This window comes from Ramlibacter sp., from assembly GCF_050250995.1.
Classification (GTDB): domain Bacteria; phylum Pseudomonadota; class Gammaproteobacteria; order Burkholderiales; family Burkholderiaceae_C; genus Ramlibacter.
The window spans coordinates 1-18,052 of record NZ_JBFWNP010000033.1 but is presented as its reverse complement, the minus strand read 5'-3'; the positions used below and the strand labels follow the sequence as shown (position 1 = coordinate 18,052).

Here is an 18,052-nt window from a genome sequence, read left to right as displayed (position 1 = left end):
CATCATGAAGCCAACCATGGGCGCCTCTTCCGTTCTCGACGCTCGCATTGCCGGTTCGTTCCGTCAACGCCTCGCGCAGGAGCTGCTGCGCAACTCCGCGCAGTTCCCCATCGCCAACCTGCTGCTCGAGATGCTGCTGGAGGGGCCCCGCATCCTGCTGGCGCCCGACATGTATGTGCTGGTGGCCGCGGCGCTGCTGCAGGCCTGGGTGCTCACGCAGCGCGGCGACACCCGCCCGGTGAACCGGCTCCTCGGCAACCTGGTGGGCCCGGCGTTCTATGCGGGGGTGGAGTTCGCGCTCGAAGGGCCGGCCTTCTTTGCCGCGCCCAACCACGTCGCCTACCTGGGCTACGGCGCCGCCATCGGGCTGCTGCAGTACGGGCAACGCGCCGCCGGCCCGCGCGCGGCAGCGGCACTCGTCGTGCTGGAGCATGTCGCCAAGGCCTCGATCCTGTTCATCATGTACGCGATCTTCGAGGTGCTGACCGGCAACCGCCCCTTCTCGTGGCCGGTGTTCCTGAGCGACCCGTCCCACGTCTTCATGGGGCTGGCCACGCTGCTGCTGGGCCTGTCCAGCGGGCTGGAGGCCTGGTCGGCGCGCTCTTACCTTGCGCTGTTGCGCAGCACCTCCACGCAGCTCCAGCGCTATTCCGAATGGCTGTTCGGCACCGAGCTGCTGGAGCGCGCCATCGAGGACCCTGCCGCCCTGTCGCTGGCGCGGCGCGAACGTAGCGTGCTGTTCATGGATGTTCGTGGCTTCACCGCATGGAGCGAGGGCTGCGCGCCCGAGACCGTGGTGCAGGCCCTCAATGCCTACTACGCCGCGGCAGAACCCGTGCTGCGCCGCCACGCGGCCATCAAGCTGAAGTTCTCCGCCGACGAGGTGCTGGCCGTCTTCGACGCGCCGGCCACCGCCGTGGCCTGCGCCCGCGAGCTGCGGGCGCGCGCGCGGGATGCGCTGTCGCTGTGGGGCCTGCATGCCGGCATCGGGCTGCACGCCGGCCCGGTGGTCGAGGGCCTGCTCGGCAGTGAAGGTCTGAAGGCGTACGACGTGATCGGCGACACCGTCAACACCGCCAAGCGCATCGAGGGCGCGGCGGGCGGCGGCGAGATCCTGGTGTCCGGCGTCATGCTCCGTCAACTGGCAGGCGCGTGGGCGGTCGGCCCGCGCCGCGATCTCGTGGCCAAGGGCAAGGCCGCGCCACTGGAGGTGTATCCGCTCGCCGAGCCCGCTGCGCACTGATCCGCGCGGAACGCGCGTCAGTTCACCATCACCACCTTGCCCTTCACACCACGCGACGCCATGTGCGCGTACGCCGCCTTCAGCTCGCTCATCGGCCGCGTGCTGTCGATCACCGGCTTGATCTTGCCTTCGGTGTACCACTGCACCAGTTCGCGCATGTCGGCGAGCCCGGCTTCGGGCTCGCGGCGGGCGAAGAAGCCCCAGATCACGCCGACGATGGAGGCGCCCTTGAGCAGCGGCAGGTTCAGCGGCAGCTTCGGGATCGGCCCCGAGGCGAAGCCGACCACCAGATAACGGCCGCGCCATCCGATCGAGCGGAAGGCGGGCTCGGCGAAGTCGCCGCCGACCGGGTCGTAGATGATGTCCGGGCCCTTGCCGTCTGTGGCTTCCTTGATCGCTTCGCGGAATGCGTCCGGCAGCGTCGCCTTGCTGTAGTTGATCGTGACGTCGGCGCCGATCGATTTGCACACGGCGCATTTCTCGTCGCTCGACGCGGCGGCGATCACCTTCGCGCCCTTGAGCTTCGCGATCTCGACGGCCGCCGTGCCCACGCCGCCCGCCGCGCCGAGCACGAGGACCGTTTCGCCGGCCTTCAGCTGCCCGCGATCGATCAGCGCGTGATGGCTCGTCGCATACGTGAAGAAGAACGCGGATGCATCGACATGGGAGAAATCGGGGGGCAGCGCCATGACGAGCGACGCATCGGCGACCGCATGCGTGCCGAACCCGCCCGTGCCGGAGCGCGAGGCGACGTTGTCGCCGACCTTCAGGTGCGTGACACCTTCGCCGACGGCCGCCACCACGCCCGCGAATTCCGCGCCGGGCACGAAGGGCAACGGCGGCTTGATCTGGTACTTGTTCTCCACGATCAGCAGGTCGGGGAAGTTCAGGCTTGCCGCCTTCACCTCGATCAGCACTTCGCCCTTCTTCGGCGAAGGCGTCGGCACCTCGCGCCATTCGAGGGCGTCCACGCCGGTCGGGTTCTCGCAAATCCATGCATGCATCGTCGGTCTCCGGGCAGATATTTCGACCGATCATAGGGCCGGGCGAACCCTACAATGATCCGCACCCCATGAAGATCCTGCTTTCCAACGACGACGGCTACCAGGCCCCCGGCATCGTGGCCCTGTACGAGGCGATTCGCGACCTGGGCGATGTCGAGGTCGTCGCGCCCGAGCACAACAACAGCGCGAAGTCGAACGCGCTCACGCTCAACGCGCCCCTGTACGTGAACATCGCGGGCAACGGCTTTCGCTACGTGAACGGCACTCCGGCCGACTGCGTCCACATCGCGCTCACGGGCCTTCTCGGCTACAAGCCCGACCTCGTCGTGAGCGGCATCAACAACGGCGCCAACATGGGCGACGACACGATCTACTCCGGCACCGTCGGCGCGGCGATGGAGGGCTATCTCTTCGGCGTGCCGGCTATCGCGTTCTCGCAGGTGGAAAAAGGCTGGGCGAATCTCGACGCGGCCGCGCGCAAGGCGCGCGAGCTGGTGCAGCATCTGCTGAAGCGGCGCGAAGCCGACGATGCGCTCTGGTTGCTGAACGTCAACATCCCCAACCTCGCGTACGAGGCGCTGAAGCCGTTCAAGGTGTGCCGGCTCGGCCGGCGCCACAGCGCCGAGAAGGTGATTTCGCAAACGAGCCCGCGCGGCGACGTGATGTACTGGATCGGCGGCGCGGGCGCGGCCAAGGACGACGCGGACGGCACCGACTTCCACGCGGCGCTGCAGGGCCATCCGACGATCACGCCGCTGAAGGTCGACCTGACCGACCATGATGCGCTGCAGTACTGGTCGAAGGCCACGCCGCAGGCGAAAACGGGGAACGCTCCGTGACGACGAAGCGGCCGGGCTTTCCCGCACGCCTCGACTTCGCCGGCGCGAAGCCGCCCGTGCGCAGCGCGGCGACCGCGATGAACGTGCGCCTCGCGCCGAGCGGCCATGGGCTCGACTCGCAGGCGGTGCGCGACCGCATGGTGGCGAAGCTCGCGGCCGACGGCGTGAGCGACCCGCAAGTGCTCGCTGCCATGGCGACGGTGGAGCGCCACCGCTTCGTCGACTCCGCGCTCGTGAACCAGGCGTACGAGGACACCAGCCTGCCCATCGGGCTCGGGCAGACCATTTCGAAGCCGAGCGTGGTGGCGCGCATGATCGAGCTGCTGCTGGGCGGGCGTCGCGGCGCGAACGGGCGGCTGGGCCGCGTACTCGAAGTGGGCACGGGCTGCGGCTACCAGGCGGCCGTGCTGAGCCAGGTGGCGAGCGAGGTCTACAGCATCGAGCGCCTGCGCGGGCTGCACGACAAGGCGCGCGAGAACCTGCGCCCGCTGCGCATTGCGAACATCCACCTTCTGTTCGGCGACGGTATGGCCGGCTACGCCAAGGGCGCGCCCTACGCCGGCATCATCGCGGCGGCCGGCGGCGACGCCATGCCGCGCGAGTGGCTGGATCAGCTGGGCGAAGGCGCGCGCATCGTCGCGCCCGTCCTCGGAACCGACGGGCGGCAAGCCCTGATGATGGTCGAGAAGACATCTTCAGGTCTGCGACAAAGTGTGCTTGAGACGGTTCACTTTGTCCCCCTAAAATCAGGCGTCGCCTAGAAGAATCGATCCAGATGCAGAACAAGCGTGCGCGTTGCCGGTGGTGGTTGTCGTTGGTGGGAGGCCTGGCCGTGCTGGCCGGGTGCTCGTCGCCGACGCGCGCGCCCGCGCCGCTGGAAGATCGCACGCCGCCGCGCGTCGTGGTCGCGCCCTCCGGCGCCCCCGAAGTCGCGCGTGTCCTGCCCGGCGCCGAGAACGCGGGCAAGCCGGGCTACTTCACCGTGCGGCCGGGCGACACGCTCATCCGCATCGCACTCGAGAACGGCCAGAACTGGCGCGACGTCGCGCGCTGGAACAACCTCGACAACCCGAACCTCATCGAGGTCGGGCAGGTGATTCGCGTCGCGCCGCCGGGCACGTTGGTGGGCGAAGCCACCGCGCGTCCGATCGCGCCGCCCGCGGCCGTGGCCTCCGCGCCGCTCGCCGCTGCTTCCGCCGCGCCGGCCGCGAGTGCGCCGCGCGCCGGGGCTTCCACGCCGTCGCTGCCGGTGAACACGCCGCCGGTGGCTGCGGGCGAAGAAGACATCGCCTGGTCGTGGCCGACGGCGGCAGGGTCCTCCGTGCTGGCGGGCTTCGACGAGCAGAAGAACAAGGGCATCGACATCGGCGGCCGCGCCGGCGACCCCGTGCTCGCGTCCGCGGATGGCCGCGTCGTCTACGCGGGCGCCGGCCTGCGCGGCTACGGGAACCTCATCATCCTCAAGCACAACAACACCTACCTCACGGCCTATGCGCACAACCAGGCGCTGCTGGTGCGCGAGGACCAATCGGTTAGCAAGGGACAGAAGATCGCGGAGATGGGCTCTTCCGATGCCGACCGCGTGAAGCTGCATTTCGAAATCCGTCGCCAGGGCAAGCCTGTCGACCCGACGAAGTACCTGCCACCGAGGTGATGCATGAAGCGGCGCAACGGCCACGCTCCCCCCCTGCCCGAAGGCAATGGCGAGGACGCGGGCGCGTCGCCGGCTGAGCGGGCCGAGGAAGTCCCCGAGATCCAGCTTCGCGAGATCCCGGCCGATGTCGCCGGCGAATCGAGCGACACGCTGACCCTCTATCTGCGCGAGGTGCGCCGCACCGAGCTGTTCACCCCCGAGGAAGAGTTCGCCACAGCGACGCGCGCGCGGGCCGGCGATTTCGCGGCGCGCCAGTCGATGATCGAGCACAACCTGCGGCTCGTGGTGAGCATCGCCAAGGGGTACCTCGGGCGGGGCGTGCCGCTTTCGGACCTGATCGAGGAGGGCAACCTCGGCCTGATGCACGCCATCGACAAGTTCGAGCCGGAGCGCGGCTTTCGCTTCTCGACCTACGCGACGTGGTGGATTCGCCAGGCGGTCGAGCGTGCCGTGATGAACCAGGGGCGCGTGATCCGGTTGCCCGTCCATGTCGTGCGCGAGCTGCAGCAGGTGCTGCGCGCGCGCCGCACGCTCGAGAACGATCCCGCCTTCATGGCGGCGCGCGGCGGCGTCGAGGGCGATGGCGTTCGCGTCGAGGACATCGCCGCGCTGCTCAATCGCGACGTGAACGAGGTGGCGCAGTTGCTCGCGATGTCGGAGACGCCCCGGTCGATCGATGCCGCGGTGGACCGCAACGACGAGGAGCACACGCTCGGCGAATTCATGGCCGACGAGCTCGCGGTCGATCCGACCGGCATCACGCACAACCACGAGGTCGAGCGCCTGCTCGGCCGCTGGATCGACACCCTGTCCACGCGCGAAAAGGAAGTGCTCGAAGGCCGGTTCGGCCTGCGCGACCGCGAGCCCGAGACGCTCGAGGTGCTGAGCGACCGCCTCGGCCTGACCCGCGAGCGCGTGCGGCAGATCCAGAACGAAGCCCTGCTCAAGCTGAAGCGGAACATGGTGAAGCAGGGCGTCTCGAAGGAAGCGCTCTTCTGAGGCCGTGCGGACGACTTGTTAAAGTCGCTCGATGCCGTGGCCCGTTTTAGTTTTCGACATTGAATCCATCCCCGACATCGCCGGCTTGCGCCTGCTGCGCAACACGCCGGACGACGTCACCGATGCGCAGCTGCACGCCGCCTGGCTGCAGGAGCGCAAGGACGCGAACCAGTCCGACTTCATGCCGCTGCACCTGCAGCGCATCCTGGTCATCAGCTGCGTGTTCCGCAACGCCGAGGGGCTGCGCGTGCATTCCTTCGTCGACCGCGACGGCGCGAGCGAGGGGCGCATCGTGCAGACCTTCTTCAACACGATCGACAAGCACACGCCGCAGCTCGTGAGCTGGAACGGCGGCGGCTTCGACCTGCCGGTGCTCAACTACCGCGGCCTGCGCCACGGCGTGAACGCCGACCGCTACTGGTGCCTGGGCGAGGGTGGGGCGCCGGACGACCGCGAGTTCAAGTACAACAACTACATCAACCGCTATCACATGCGCCACATGGACCTGATGGACGTGCTGGCGATGTACCAGCCGCGCGCGAGCGCGCCGCTCGATGCGATGGCGAAATTGTGCGGTTTTCCGGGCAAGCTGGGCATGGATGGCTCGCAGGTGTATTCCGCCTACCTCGACGGCAAGCTCGAGGACATCCGCCGCTACTGCGAGACGGACGTGATGAACACCTACCTGCTGTACTGCCGCTTCCAGAAGATGCGTTGCGGCTTCAACGACGCGGAGTACGAGCAGGAGATCGCGATGGTGAAGGAGACGCTGGGCACGCTGGCGCATGCCGAGGCGCATTGGGCGGAGTATCTGGCGGCTTGGAAGTAGCGCGGCGCACGGAAGACGGGCGCCCTGGATTCCCGCCATCGCGGGAATGACGGGATGGGGTCAGGGCGAAAGGATCTCGTCGTAGCCGCGGCCGGCGAACTGCAGGAAGTCGAAGCCGTGACCCCACGGGTCGGCGAGATTGGCCATTCGGCCCCATTTCCGTTCCTGGATCGGCCGCTCCAGCTTCGCGCCCTGCGCGACGGCGCGTGCGACGGCTGCGTCGAGGTCGTCGACCGCGAAGTCCAGGTGGACCGGCGTCCAGTGCCGCGCGAAGCTGCGGCGCTGCGGATGGTCCGCGCCGAGCGGCGACGAGCCATCTTCTTCGCACAGCAGATCGATGGGCGAGGTGGCACCCAGCAGTTCCGCCCAGCCCTTTTGCAACCGCCGGCCGAGGCGCAGGCCGATTCCTTGCGTGTAGAACGCGATGGCCGCGTCGAGGTCGCTCACGTCGATGCAGATGCGGATATCCATGCGCCGCAGTATGCGCGGCCCCAAGCCTGAGAAAATCGGGGAATGCGATCAAAGGACAGGAAAGCGGCTTCGCCGCCGGAGGTGTTGCGGGTGGATGCCCTCGACATCGAGGCGCAGGGCGTGGCGCGGCGGGAAGACGGCAAGGTGGTGTTCATTGACGGCGCGCTGCCGGGCGAGACCGTCACGGCCAGCGTTCACCGCCGCAAGAACAACTGGGAGCAGGCGAGCCTGGTGAGCGTGCAGCGCGAGAGTTCGCAGCGCGTCGTGCCGCGCTGCCCGCACTTCGGCCTGCACGAAGGCGCGTGCGGCGGCTGCAAGATGCAGCATCTGCACGTGGGCGCGCAGGTGGCGATCAAGCAGCGCGTGCTCGAAGACAACCTGTGGCACCTCGGCAAGGTGAAGGCCGACCGGATGCTGCCGGCCATCCAGGGCCCCGACTGGGGCTACCGCTGGCGTGCGCGCTTTTCGGTACGCCACGTGCGCAAGAAGGAAACCGTGCTGGTCGGCTTCCACGAGCGCAAGAGCCGCTACGTGGCCGACATCCGCGAGTGCCACGTCGTGCCGCCGCACGTGAGCGCGCTGCTGCTGCCGCTGCGCGCGCTGATCGGCTCGATGGAGGCCATCGAGACTTGTCCGCAGATCGAGCTCGCCTGCGGCGACGAGGTCACGGCGCTCGTGCTGCGCCACCTCGAGCCGCTCTCCGAGGGCGACCTGGCGAAGCTGCGGCGGTTCGCGCTCGACCATCCGGGCGTGCAATGGTGGCTGCAGGCCAAGGGGCCGGATACCGTGAAGCTGCTGGACGAGGGCGGCCCCGAGCTCGCCTACGCGCTGCCCGAATACGGCATCCGCATGCCGTTCCGGCCGACCGATTTCACGCAGGTCAATCCGCACATCAACCGCGTCCTGGTGGATCGCGCGGTGCGCCTGCTGGCGCCGGCGCGCCACGAGCGCGTGATCGACTGGTTCTGCGGCCTCGGCAACTTCACGCTGCCGCTCGCGACGCGCGCGGGCGAGGTCCACGGGATCGAGGGCAGCGAGGCGCTCGTCGCGCGCTCGCGCGAGAACCATGCGCTGAACGCTGCCACGACGGCGCTCGCCCCGACGACGTTCGCGGCGCGCAACCTGTTCGAGATGACGACGCAGCAGCTGGTGGAGGATGGCCGCGCGGACCGCTGGCTGGTCGATCCGCCGCGCGAGGGCGCCTTCGCGCTTGCCAAGGCGCTCGCCGACCTGGAGCAGAACCCGGCGCTGAAGGGCGACAACTGGCAGCCGCCACGGCGCATCGTCTACGTCAGCTGCAACCCGGCGACGCTCGCGCGCGATGCGGGCCTGCTGGTGCATCAGGCGGGTTACCGGTGCAGCGCGGCCGGCGTGGTGAACATGTTTCCGCACACGGGGCACGTCGAATCGATCGCGGTGTTCGACCGGCCATGAAAAACGGGGCCGAAGCCCCGTTCCGTCGTGAGCCGCGAAAGCGGTTCAATCGTTCCCGCTCGTGATGCCGAGCAGCGCCAGAAGGCTCTGGAACACGTTGAAGATGCTCAGGTACAGCGCGAGCGTGGCGCTGATGTAGTTGGTCTCGCCGCCGTCGATAATGCGCTTCAGGTCGTAGAGCATGAACAGGCTGAAGACGCCGATGGCCAGCGTGCTGATCGCCATCATGACCGCCGTGGAGCCGACGAACACGTTGATGACCGCGCCGACCAGGATCACGATCGCGCCGACGAAGAGCCACTTGCCCATGCCGGACAGGTCGCGCTTGATCACGCTGGCGAGCGTCGCCATCACGAAGAACACGCCGGCCGTGCCGCCGAAGGCCGTCATGACGATTTCGCTGCCGTTCTTCATGCCGAGGACCATCGCGAGCATGCGCGAGAGCATCAGCCCCATGAAGAACGTGAAGGCGAGCAGCACGCCGATGCCGGCCGTGGAATTCTTGGTCTTCTCGATCGCGTACATGAAGCCGAACGCGCCCGCGAGGAACACGATCAGGCCGACGCCGCCGGAGAGGCTGCGCGTGATGCCGGTTGCGATGCCGAGCCACGCGCCCAGCACTGTCGGCACGAGGCTCAGCGCCAGCAGCCAATAGGTATTGCGCAGCACCTTGTTGCGCTGTTCGCGCGTGGTCTCCACGTAGCCGTAGTCGGCGGTCGGGAGGGTCTGGACACGGTCGTTCATGATCGGGGACTCCTTTCAACCCAGGTCGGGGTTGGATGCGCGCATTCTAGAATGGTTCAAGATGAGACGCGAAAGAGGCGCGAAACCTTTCCGGCTATGCTAGCCGGATGAAGACCAAGCCTACCCTCGAACTGGCGGACGTGAAGCGCATCGCGGCCGCCGCCGAAGCCGAAGCGCTGAAAAACGCCTGGGCCGTGTCCATCGCCGTCGTCGACGACGGCGGCCACCTGCTGTGGCTGCAGCGGCTCGACGGCGCCGCGCCCATCTCGGCGCAGATCGCGCCGGCCAAGGCGCGCACGGCGGCGCTGGGCCAGCGCGAGAGCCGGATCTACGAGGAAATGATCAACGGGGGGCGCGTGTCCTTCCTGAGCGCGCCGGGGCTGGAAGGCCTGCTCGAAGGCGGCGTGCCGATCCTGAAGGACGGCCACTGCATCGGCGCCGTCGGCGTGAGCGGCGTGAAGTCGACGCAGGACGTCGAGGTCGGGCGGGCGGGGATCGCGGCGCTGGGCTGAGCTCAGGGCTTCGGCTCCGTGATGAAGCCGATCTTCTTCAGCCCGGCCGACTGCGCCGCGGCCATGGCCTGCGCCACGCGTTCGTAACGCACCTCGCGGTCGCCGCGGATGTGCAGCTCGGGCTGCGGGTCGCGGGCGGACTCCGCCTTGAGGCGGCGTGCCAGTTCCGCATCGTCCACCGCGGTTTCGTTCCACCAGTAGCGCCCCTGCGCATCGACCGACAGGCGCACCGTCTCGGGTTTCGTCTCCTGCCGCTGCGCGTTCGCCGTCGGCAGGTCGATGTTGACCGCATGCTTCATCACCGGGACGGTGATGATGAAGATGATGAGCAGCACCAGCATGACGTCGACCAGCGGCGTCATGTTGATCTCGTTCATGACGTCGTCGACGTCTTCCTGGGTTCCGAAGGCCATGTCAGCTGCCTTTTTTCATCGACACAACATTGGGCATGCCGGCGCGGGGGACGCGCGCGCCGGTCATGAAATAGGCATGCAGGTCGTGCGCGAAGCGGTTGAGCTTGCCGAGCACCGACTTGTTGCCGCGCACGAGGGCGTTGTAGCCCAGCACGGCCGGGATGGCCACGGCGAGGCCGAGCGCCGTCATCACGAGCGCCTCGCCGATGGGGCCGGCGACCTTGTCGATCGTGGCCTGGCCCGCCGTGCTGATGGAGATGAGCGCGTGGTAGATGCCCCAGACCGTGCCGAAGAGGCCGATGAAAGGGGCGGTGGAGCCGACCGAGGCGAGCACGGCCAGGCCCGACTGCAGGCGCGCCGTCGCTTCGTCGATGGAGTTGCGCAGGCTGCGCGTGAGCCACTCGCTCGCGTCGAGCGAGTCGTGCAGTTGCGGCTGCGCGTTGTGGTGCGCGGCGGCTTCGCGGCCCTCGAGCGCCAGCGCGCGGTACGGGTTGGAGGGGTCGGTGCCGAGTTTGCTCAGGCCGTCCGCGAAGTCGGCGGCATGCCAGAAGCCCTCGATGCGGCGCGCTTCGGCGGCATGGCGGCGCAGGTCGAGCGCCTTGAGGATGATCACCATCCACGACGCGAGCGACATGCCGAGCAGGAGGACGGCGACGGCGCGCGTGACGAAGTCGCCTTGCTGCCAGAGATTGAGGAGGCCGAAGTCGGGATTCATGGAGTTCAATCGAGGTTGAAGATGAGAGGGATGTCGTGCGACATGGTCGTGGGGACGCCGCCGCGCTTGCCGGGCACGAAGCGCCACTGCCGCACGGCGGCGAGCGCGGCCTGGTCGAGTCGGTCATAGCCGCTCGAGCGCAGGATTTCGACGCGCTGCACGTTGCCGTCGGCGCCGATGAGGGCGCGAAGCATCACCGTGCCCTGCTCGCCCATGCGCCTGCTGAGCGGTGGGTAGGCCGGCTTGGGATTCTGCAGGTAGTTCGCGTCGCTCGACGGCAGCTCGATCTTCGGCGGTGACGGTGGCGCGGGCGGTGGCGCGGGCGGAACGTACGGGGCCGGCGCCGGGGCCGGCGAAGGCGCGACCGGCGCGGCGATGGGTGGCGCGGGCGGCTGCGGCTCGACGACGCCGGTCGGAGCGTTCGGTGTGGCCGGCGCCTCGGCCCGCGCAACGGGCTGGGGCGCGGGCGGCAACGTCGGTTTCTGCTTCGGCGGCGTCTTGGGCTCGGGCGGGCGTGGGGGCGGCGGAACCGGCTTCGGCTCGACCGGGGTCGGGGGCGTGATCAATTCGCTCAGCACGGTCACGGGCACGATCACCTCGACGACGCGCCGCACCAGGCCGCTTTGCAGCGCCCACAGCGCCGCGGCGTGGAAGAGGACCACGCTGCCCGCGATGACGTAGTTGCGTTGGGAACGATTCACGGCGAGGGCCTCGCCCCGCGCCGCGGGCCGGTGGACATCAAGCGGCAGCGGGTTCCTGGATGCTCGGCGAGTGCTGGCTGATCGCGGCCACCGGTTGCGAGGCGCAGCACTGCGCGACCACGTCCCGCGCGCAGCCCTCGCACCGGCCACATTGCGTCGCGACGCCCAGCTCGAACTGGATGTCGTCGAAGCTCATGCCAGCCCGCGCATGACGCGCGATCTCGCGATCGGACACTCGGCGGCAGACACAGACGATCATGTTCGGGCTCGGTCAGGGTGGGCAGGCAGTGCGCGAAGTATAAATGCGAATCCATCGCATTCGCAATGGCATGGATCGCTGAAGGGGGAATCGGGTGAGGGTTCACGGCGGTCGAGGCGGGCATGGGGAGCGCGCGGTTCAGGTCTCGGCCCACATGCGCAGGAGGTTGTGATACGTCCCGACGAGGGCCACGGTGCTTGCGTCCTCGCCGTGGCGCTGGCGCAGCGCGGTCAGCGCATCGTCGAGTTCGAGCAGCAGGCGGCGCCGTTCGGCGCTGCGCACCATGCTCTCGACCCAGAAGAAGCTCGCGAGCCGCGCGCCGCGCGTGACGGGCGCGACTTCGTGGAGGGTCGTGCCCTCGTAAAGCACGGCCTGGCCGGCGGGCAGCTTCACGCGCCGGCTGCCGCCGGGATCGCGGATCACCAGCTCGCCGCCGTCGTAGTCCTCGAGCTCGCTCAGGAACACGGTGCAGGAGAGGTCGGTGCGCACGCGCACGCCGCCCTCCGCATAGCGGATCGAGCCGTCCACGTGCATGCCGAATGAATTGCTGTCGCCGGCATACCGGTTGAAGCGCGGCGGGAACACCTTGCGCGGCAGCGCGGCGGAAAGGAATCGCGGCGAACGGTCCAGCGCGCGCAGCACCATCTGCTGCAGTTCGCGCTGGATATCGCCGTCGGCGGGCAACTGCTCGTTGTTCTTCGCGAGCGCGGCCTGCGCACCGGCCGTCGCGCGGCCCTCGGCCCACGGCGCGCGCGCGAGCAGGGCGCGCGCGTGGCGCACCTCTTCGGCATCGAGCAAGGGCAGGGTGAGCATCACCAGAAGCGGGTCGTGAGCGAGAGCTGGATCAGGCGGCCCGCACCGGGGATGTAGTGGCCGCGATAGAGCACGTCGCCATAGTACTTGTCCGTCACGTTCGAGATGTTGCCCTTGAGCGTGAAGCGGTCGTTGATCGTGTACTCGGCCATCAGGTCGGCGGTGACGAAGCCCGGGGCTTCCCACATCGGCGCCGTCACGTCGGGCGCCGCCTGCTTGCCGCGGAAGTTGAGGCCGCCGCCAACGCGCAGTTGCGGCGTGAGCTGGTAGGTCGTCCAGATGGTGCCGCTGTGCTTGGGCGTCAGGCCCGGGCGGTCGCCCACGCGGTTGCCGACCGTCGTCGCGGTGGATGCGGCGACGTCGACCTTGGCGATCGGCATCCACATGTACGAGCCGAACACTTCCCACTTCGGCGTGATGCGGCCGGACAGGTCCACCTCGAAGCCGGCCGTGTGGCGCTTGCCGGAGAGCAGCAGGCGCGTGGCGGCCGTGTCGGGGTCGGTGTTGCGCTCGTTCTTCTTCGTCGAATGGAAGATCGCGAAGCGCGAGGTGAAGCGCTTGTCGGCGGAGTCGATCTTCGCGCCGACCTCGATGTTCTGGCTCGACTCGGGCGGCGTGTTCGCGCTCAGCGCGTTGTACGAGTAGGTGTCGCCCGAGGTGTTGAACGAGGTGCCGTAGGAGAAGTGGAACGAGTGGCGGTCGGTCGGCTGGTACAACAGGCCGACGCGCTTGCTCCATTCGGAGATGCGCTGGTTGTAGTTCGTGGCCGTCACCGGTCCGGCCGCATTGTTCGGAATGGCGAACACGTCGTAGTTGCCGTCGAGGCTGTCGTAGCGCAGGCCGCCCAGCACCTTCCAGTGCGGCGCGACCTGCACGAGATCCTGCAGGTAGGCGCCCCAGCCCTTGGCGGTGAACTGGTTGCCGACGCGCAGCGGGCGATTTTCGCTGACGGCGCCGCCGTCGAAGGGCGTGCCCGCCGTCGTCTGCGGCTTCGTGGGCGCCACGCCGCCTTGTGCCGCGGTGAGCGCCGTATAGACGGTCTTCTCCTCGTGCGCGAAGTCGATGCCGGTCTGGATCGTGTGCTCCATGCCCCAGGCCTTGAGCTTCGCGGAAAGGTCCGACTGGGCGTGCAGCGTATCGACGTCCTGGATCTTCAATTGCGAGCCGCGGTTGAACACCGTGCCGGGGCCGAAGTTCTGCAGCGTGGTGGCATTCGCGAAACGCACGGTGCTTGCGCGCTGGTCGCGCTCGAACGCGCCCTTGCGCACCTGGGTGCGCAGCTCCGCGTTGTCGAAGCGGTGCAGGTGGCTGAAGGTGGCCACCGTCGCGTTGCCGTCGCCTCGGTCGCTCGCGGCACCGAAGTAGTCCTCGGGGTTCAGGCCCGGAAGAATCGTGTTGGACGCGGACGTCGACGCGGCCGTCGGGCGGATCCAGGGCAGGCCGTAGTTGATGCCGTTCCTGTTGTTCAGGTGGAACGCGCTGACGTTGAACTCGTCGCGCGTGCCGATGCCCCAGCGGAACGCGCCCGCAAGGCCCTGCTTGTCGAGGCTCGAGCCCGCGCCGTTGTTGTTCGCGTTCGTCGCCATGGCATTGATGCGCAGCGCCGCATCCTCGCCGGTCTTCCAGTTGAAGTCGCCGGTGAGGCGCTTGTACGCGAAGTTGCCGAGGGTGGTGGTCACCTCGTGCTGGTTCATCAGGCGCGGCACCTTGCTCACCTGGTTGACCGCGCCGCCGGTGGAGCCGCGGCCGAACAGCATCGAGGCCGATCCGCGCAGGACTTCGATGCGGTCGTTGTTGAACGTGTCGCGCTCGTAGAAGGCCGGGTCGCGCATGCCGTCGAGGAAGATGTCGCCCGTGCCGGCGAGCGAGAAGCCGCGCAGGCGGATGTCCTCTTCGCCGCCCTCCGCCGCGAGGAAGGTGATCCCGGCGGTCTGCTTCAGCGCGTCCTTCAGCGTGTCGAGGTTGCGGTCGTCGATCAGCTTCTCGGTGACGACGGTGATCGACTGCGGGATGTCGCGCAGTTCCTGCGTGCCGCGGCCGATGTTGGTGGTCGTGGCGCGGATCGTGTCCTTGCCCTCGGCCTTGTCGGTGACGATGACCGGGGCGAGCGTCGTGCTGTTTCGGGGCGGGCGCGACTCGGGCGGTGTGGCGGGCGTTTGCGCCCAGCTGGAAAACGAGGCGGCGAGCATGGCCGCGCCGAGCGGAAGCAGTGCATTCGATGAGGTAGGCAAGATGTCTTCTCCGTTTTCTGAACGGCTGAAGCATACATCAAATACGAATCACTCTCATTTGCGGTCGCAGAAAAAGCCGCGTGCGGCGGCTTTCCCTCGACGCGCCTGCGCGCGCCCGCTCAGCTGGAGGCCGGCTCCATCTGCGACTGCAGGTAGTTCTGCAGCCCGACCTTGGCGATGAGGTCGATCTGCGTCTCGAGGTAGTCGATGTGCTCCTCGGTGTCCTCGAGGATGCGCTCGAGGATTTCGCGCGAGATGTAGTCGCGCACGGACTCGCAGTGCGCGATGCCTTCCTTCACCGCGGCCTGCGCGGCGCGTTCGCTCTTCAGGTCGCACTCGAGGATCTCGGGCACGTCCTCGCCGATGAGCAGCTTGCCGAGGTCCTGCAGATTGGGCAGGCCGTCGAGGAAGAGGATGCGCTCGATGAGTTTGTCGGCGTGCTTCATCTCGCCGATGGACTCCTCGTACTCCTTCTTCGCGAGCCGGGCGAAGCCCCAGTGCTTGAGGATGCGGTAGTGCAGGAAATACTGGTTGGTGGCCGTCAGCTCGTTCTTGAGCTGCGCCTGCAGATGCTGGATGACTTGGGGATCGCCTTGCATGCGAACACTCCCGGGATGTTGTTGTCGTCCCGGGAGTATCCCCCAAGCCGCAGCGTCAATGGCGGATCAGATGATCGAAGGCGCCGAGCGCGGCCTTCGCGCCGTCGCCGGCGGCGATGATGATCTGCTTGAACGGCACGGTCGTGCAGTCGCCCGCGGCGAACACGCCGGGGATCGAGGTCTGCCCCTTGCCGTCGATCAGGATCTCGCCGTGTCTCGAGAGTTCGAGCGTGCCCTTGAGCCATTCGGTGTTGGGCACGAGCCCGATCTGCACGAAGACGCCCTCGAGCGCGAGCCGCCGGTCCTCGCCGCTCGTTCGGTCCTTGTAGACGAGGCCGGTGACCTTCTGGCCGTCACCCGTCACCTCGGTCGTCTGCGCGTTCACGATCACGTCGACGTTGGGCAGCGAGCGCAGTTTCTTCTGCAGCACGGCGTCCGCGCGCAGTTCGCCGCCGAACTCCACCAGCGTCACGTGCTGCACGAGCCCCGCGAGGTCGATCGCCGCTTCGACGCCGGAGTTGCCGCCGCCGATCACCGCGACCTTCTTGCCCTTGAAGAGCGGCCCGTCGCAGTGCGGGCAGAACGTCACGCCCTTGTTGCGGTACTCGTTCTCGCCGGGCACGCCCATCATCCGCCAGCGCGCGCCGGTCGAAACGATGACGGTCTTGCCCTTCAGGGTGCCGCCGCTCTCCAGATCGACCTCCACGTGGCCGTTCACCGGGCGCAGCGCCTTCGCGCGCTGCAGGTTGACGATGTCCACGTCGTAGTGGCGCACGTGTTCCTCGAGCGCCAGGGCGAACTTCGGCCCCTCGGTTTCCTTCACCGAGATGAAGTTCTCGATGCCGAGCGTGTCCAGCACCTGTCCGCCGAAGCGCTCCGACGCGATGCCGGTGCGGATGCCCTTGCGCGCCGCGTACACCGCGGCCGCGGCGCCGGCCGGTCCGCCGCCCACGATCAGCACATCGTAGGGCTCGCGCGCCGTCAGGGCTTCGGCCTGCTTCTGCGCGCCGGCCGTGTCGAGCTTGCCCAGGATTTCCTCGAGCGTCATGCGGCCCTGGCCGAAATGCGTGCCGTTGAGGAAGACGGTGGGCACCGCCATGATCCGGCGCTCGTCCACTTCCTTCTGGAAGAGGGCGCCGTCGATCATCGTCGTGCGGATGCGCGGGTTCTGCACGGCCATGAGGTTCAGGGCCTGCACGACGTCCGGGCAGTTGTGGCACGACAGGGAGATGTAGATCTCGAATTCGTAGTCGCCGGGCAGCTCTCGCACCTGGCGCAGCACGGCCTCGTCCACCTTGGGCGGATAGCCGCCCACTTGCAGCAGCGCGAGCACAAGGGAGGTGAACTCGTGGCCCATGGGCAGGCCGGCGAAGCGCACGCCGGTGTTCTCGCCGGGGCGGTTGATGGCGAACGAGGGCGTGCGGTGCGGCCCGCCCTTGGTCTTGGTGACTTTCACGAGCGGCGAGGCGTCCGCGATGTCCGTCAGCAAGTCGCGCAACTGGAGGGACGCCGCGGAGTCGTCGAGCGCGGCCGCGATCTCCACGGGATTCGTGATGCGCTCCAGATAGGAAGACAGTTGCGCTTTGAGTTGTGCGTCGAGCATGGCGATACCTCAGCGTTGATGCCGAAAATTCAGATGGCGTTGAATGCGGCGGCGCACTGCCGCGCAGCGGCAGTAGCGCCCTTCGTGGCAGCGCGGAACCGGCTTTGCCGGGCCGCAGGCTGCGCCCCTTGAGGGGAAGCGCCGTCAGGCGCTTCGGGGTGGGCTAGATCTTCCCGACGAGGTCGAGCGACGGCTTCAGCGTTTCCGCGCCTTCGCTCCACTTGGCGGGGCAGACTTCGCCGGGGTGGGCGGCGACGTACTGCGCGGCCTTCACGCGGCGCAGCGTTTCCTTGGCGTCGCGGCCGATGCCGTTGTCATGCACTTCCATCGTCTTGATGCGGCCCTCGGGGTCGATCACGAACGTGCCGCGCAGCGCGAGGCCCGTGTCCTCGCCCTCGGTGATGAGCACCTGGAAGAAGCGCGCGAGCTGGTGGCTGGCGTCGCCGACCAGCGGGTACTGCACCTTGCGGATGGTGTCCGACGTGTCGTGCCAGGCCTTGTGCGTGAAGTGGGTGTCGGTGGACACGCCGTACACCTCGACGCCCAGCTTCTGGAACTCGGCGTAGTTGTCGGCCAGGTCGCCCAGTTCGGTCGGGCACACGAAAGTGAAGTCGGCGGGGTAGAAAACGACGACCGACCACTTGCCCTTGAAGTTGTCCTGCGTGACCGGCACGAACTTGCCGTTGTGGTAAGCGGTGGCGCTGAACTCGGGGACTTGCTGGTTGATCAGAGACATTGTTGGGTTCCTCTATTGATGTGGTTGTGTCGATTGACAAGGTCAATGATAAGGGCAAACCCGGAGGGTGCCAGCCAGGCGCCGATTGATTCGGCCGATGGCGGCGATTGGGGGACGGCGGGCTCCGGCTAGGAGTGTGGGCGGCAGAAGGGTAGCCCGCGCCCTTCTCCACAGATTCTGAAGCTGTGGCGTTGAATGCGGTGGCGCACCCCGGACCGGGACGGGGGCGGCCCCTTCCGCGAATGTCCCCCGT

General features: G+C 68.0%; 20 protein-coding genes. 8 read left to right on the top strand and 12 right to left on the bottom strand.

Annotated elements, in window-relative coordinates:
* The first annotated feature begins 16 nt into the window (after positions 1–16).
* On the top strand, positions 17–1,243 hold the full coding sequence (locus AB7E83_RS19065) for an adenylate/guanylate cyclase domain-containing protein (RefSeq protein ID WP_428572289.1): 1,227 nt from the start codon (positions 17–19) through the stop codon (positions 1,241–1,243).
* Between the two features lie 17 nt (positions 1,244–1,260).
* Here the strand turns inward: AB7E83_RS19065 and AB7E83_RS19060 are convergent, their stop codons facing one another.
* Entirely contained in the window at positions 1,261–2,247 is a 987-nt protein-coding gene (locus AB7E83_RS19060; RefSeq protein WP_428572287.1) for an NADPH:quinone oxidoreductase family protein, read from the bottom strand.
* 68 nt (positions 2,248–2,315) lie between these two features.
* Here AB7E83_RS19060 and surE point away from each other — a divergent pair, with 68 nt between their 5' ends.
* From surE to AB7E83_RS19035, 5 genes are read left to right on the top strand one after another with little or no spacing between them, the layout of a single operon-like run.
* On the top strand, positions 2,316–3,086 hold the full coding sequence (gene surE, locus AB7E83_RS19055; RefSeq protein ID WP_428572286.1) for a 5'/3'-nucleotidase SurE: 771 nt from the start codon (positions 2,316–2,318) through the stop codon (positions 3,084–3,086).
* A complete protein-coding gene (locus AB7E83_RS19050; RefSeq protein WP_428572284.1) occupies positions 3,083–3,847 on the top strand; it encodes a protein-L-isoaspartate(D-aspartate) O-methyltransferase in 765 nt (254 codons plus the stop codon). The genes surE and AB7E83_RS19050 overlap by 4 nt, the downstream gene beginning before the upstream one ends.
* Positions 3,848–3,861: 14 nt before the next feature.
* Positions 3,862–4,740: a peptidoglycan DD-metalloendopeptidase family protein gene (locus AB7E83_RS19045; RefSeq protein WP_428572282.1), complete on the top strand. Its 879-nt coding sequence runs from the start codon at positions 3,862–3,864 to the stop codon at positions 4,738–4,740.
* 3 nt (positions 4,741–4,743) lie between these two features.
* Complete coding sequence (gene rpoS, locus AB7E83_RS19040; RefSeq protein WP_428572280.1) at positions 4,744–5,739, top strand: RNA polymerase sigma factor RpoS; 996 nt, start codon at positions 4,744–4,746, stop codon at positions 5,737–5,739.
* 31 nt (positions 5,740–5,770) lie between these two features.
* A complete protein-coding gene (locus AB7E83_RS19035) occupies positions 5,771–6,568 on the top strand; it encodes a 3'-5' exonuclease (RefSeq protein ID WP_428572279.1) in 798 nt (265 codons plus the stop codon).
* Between the two features lie 60 nt (positions 6,569–6,628).
* Here the strand turns inward: AB7E83_RS19035 and AB7E83_RS19030 are convergent, their stop codons facing one another.
* Positions 6,629–7,039, bottom strand: a complete 411-nt coding sequence (locus AB7E83_RS19030) for a VOC family protein (protein WP_428572278.1) — start codon at positions 7,037–7,039, stop codon at positions 6,629–6,631.
* Between the two features lie 42 nt (positions 7,040–7,081).
* On the opposite strand from AB7E83_RS19030, the gene rlmD reads away from it, so the two are divergent.
* A complete protein-coding gene (gene rlmD, locus AB7E83_RS19025; RefSeq protein ID WP_428572276.1) occupies positions 7,082–8,473 on the top strand; it encodes a 23S rRNA (uracil(1939)-C(5))-methyltransferase RlmD in 1,392 nt (463 codons plus the stop codon).
* Positions 8,474–8,518: 45 nt separating this feature from the next.
* On the opposite strand, the gene AB7E83_RS19020 is transcribed toward rlmD, so the two are convergent.
* Positions 8,519–9,217, bottom strand: a complete 699-nt coding sequence (locus AB7E83_RS19020) for a Bax inhibitor-1/YccA family protein (RefSeq protein ID WP_428572274.1) — start codon at positions 9,215–9,217, stop codon at positions 8,519–8,521.
* A gap of 107 nt (positions 9,218–9,324) precedes the next feature.
* On the opposite strand from AB7E83_RS19020, the gene AB7E83_RS19015 reads away from it, so the two are divergent.
* Positions 9,325–9,729 (top strand): GlcG/HbpS family heme-binding protein, encoded by a 405-nt coding sequence (locus tag AB7E83_RS19015; protein ID WP_428572272.1) that lies wholly within the window; start codon positions 9,325–9,327, stop codon positions 9,727–9,729.
* A 2-nt stretch (positions 9,730–9,731) separates the two neighbouring features.
* Here the strand turns inward: AB7E83_RS19015 and AB7E83_RS19010 are convergent, their stop codons facing one another.
* From AB7E83_RS19010 to ahpC, 9 genes are all read right to left on the bottom strand, one after another.
* Complete coding sequence (locus AB7E83_RS19010) at positions 9,732–10,142, bottom strand: ExbD/TolR family protein (RefSeq protein WP_428572271.1); 411 nt, start codon at positions 10,140–10,142, stop codon at positions 9,732–9,734.
* A gap of 1 nt (position 10,143) precedes the next feature.
* Positions 10,144–10,857 (bottom strand): MotA/TolQ/ExbB proton channel family protein, encoded by a 714-nt coding sequence (locus AB7E83_RS19005; protein WP_428572269.1) that lies wholly within the window; start codon positions 10,855–10,857, stop codon positions 10,144–10,146.
* A gap of 5 nt (positions 10,858–10,862) precedes the next feature.
* On the bottom strand, positions 10,863–11,558 hold the full coding sequence (locus AB7E83_RS19000) for an energy transducer TonB (protein ID WP_428572267.1): 696 nt from the start codon (positions 11,556–11,558) through the stop codon (positions 10,863–10,865).
* Between the two features lie 37 nt (positions 11,559–11,595).
* The gene (locus AB7E83_RS18995) at positions 11,596–11,817 is read right to left on the bottom strand and encodes a (2Fe-2S)-binding protein (protein ID WP_428572266.1); all 222 of its coding nucleotides are present in this window, start codon (positions 11,815–11,817) and stop codon (positions 11,596–11,598) included.
* A gap of 138 nt (positions 11,818–11,955) precedes the next feature.
* Positions 11,956–12,633, bottom strand: coding sequence for a Fe2+-dependent dioxygenase (locus AB7E83_RS18990; protein WP_428572264.1), 678 nt, complete (start codon positions 12,631–12,633; stop codon positions 11,956–11,958).
* Positions 12,630–14,861, bottom strand: a complete 2,232-nt coding sequence (locus tag AB7E83_RS18985; RefSeq protein WP_428572262.1) for a TonB-dependent receptor — start codon at positions 14,859–14,861, stop codon at positions 12,630–12,632. The genes AB7E83_RS18990 and AB7E83_RS18985 overlap by 4 nt, the downstream gene beginning before the upstream one ends.
* Before the next feature lie 119 nt (positions 14,862–14,980).
* Entirely contained in the window at positions 14,981–15,460 is a 480-nt protein-coding gene (gene bfr / locus AB7E83_RS18980; protein WP_428572260.1) for a bacterioferritin, read from the bottom strand.
* Positions 15,461–15,515: 55 nt separating this feature from the next.
* On the bottom strand, positions 15,516–17,063 hold the full coding sequence (ahpF, locus tag AB7E83_RS18975; RefSeq protein ID WP_428572258.1) for an alkyl hydroperoxide reductase subunit F: 1,548 nt from the start codon (positions 17,061–17,063) through the stop codon (positions 15,516–15,518).
* 163 nt (positions 17,064–17,226) lie between these two features.
* The gene (ahpC, locus tag AB7E83_RS18970; RefSeq protein WP_428572256.1) at positions 17,227–17,799 is read right to left on the bottom strand and encodes an alkyl hydroperoxide reductase subunit C; all 573 of its coding nucleotides are present in this window, start codon (positions 17,797–17,799) and stop codon (positions 17,227–17,229) included.
* Positions 17,800–18,052 lie beyond the last annotated feature (253 nt).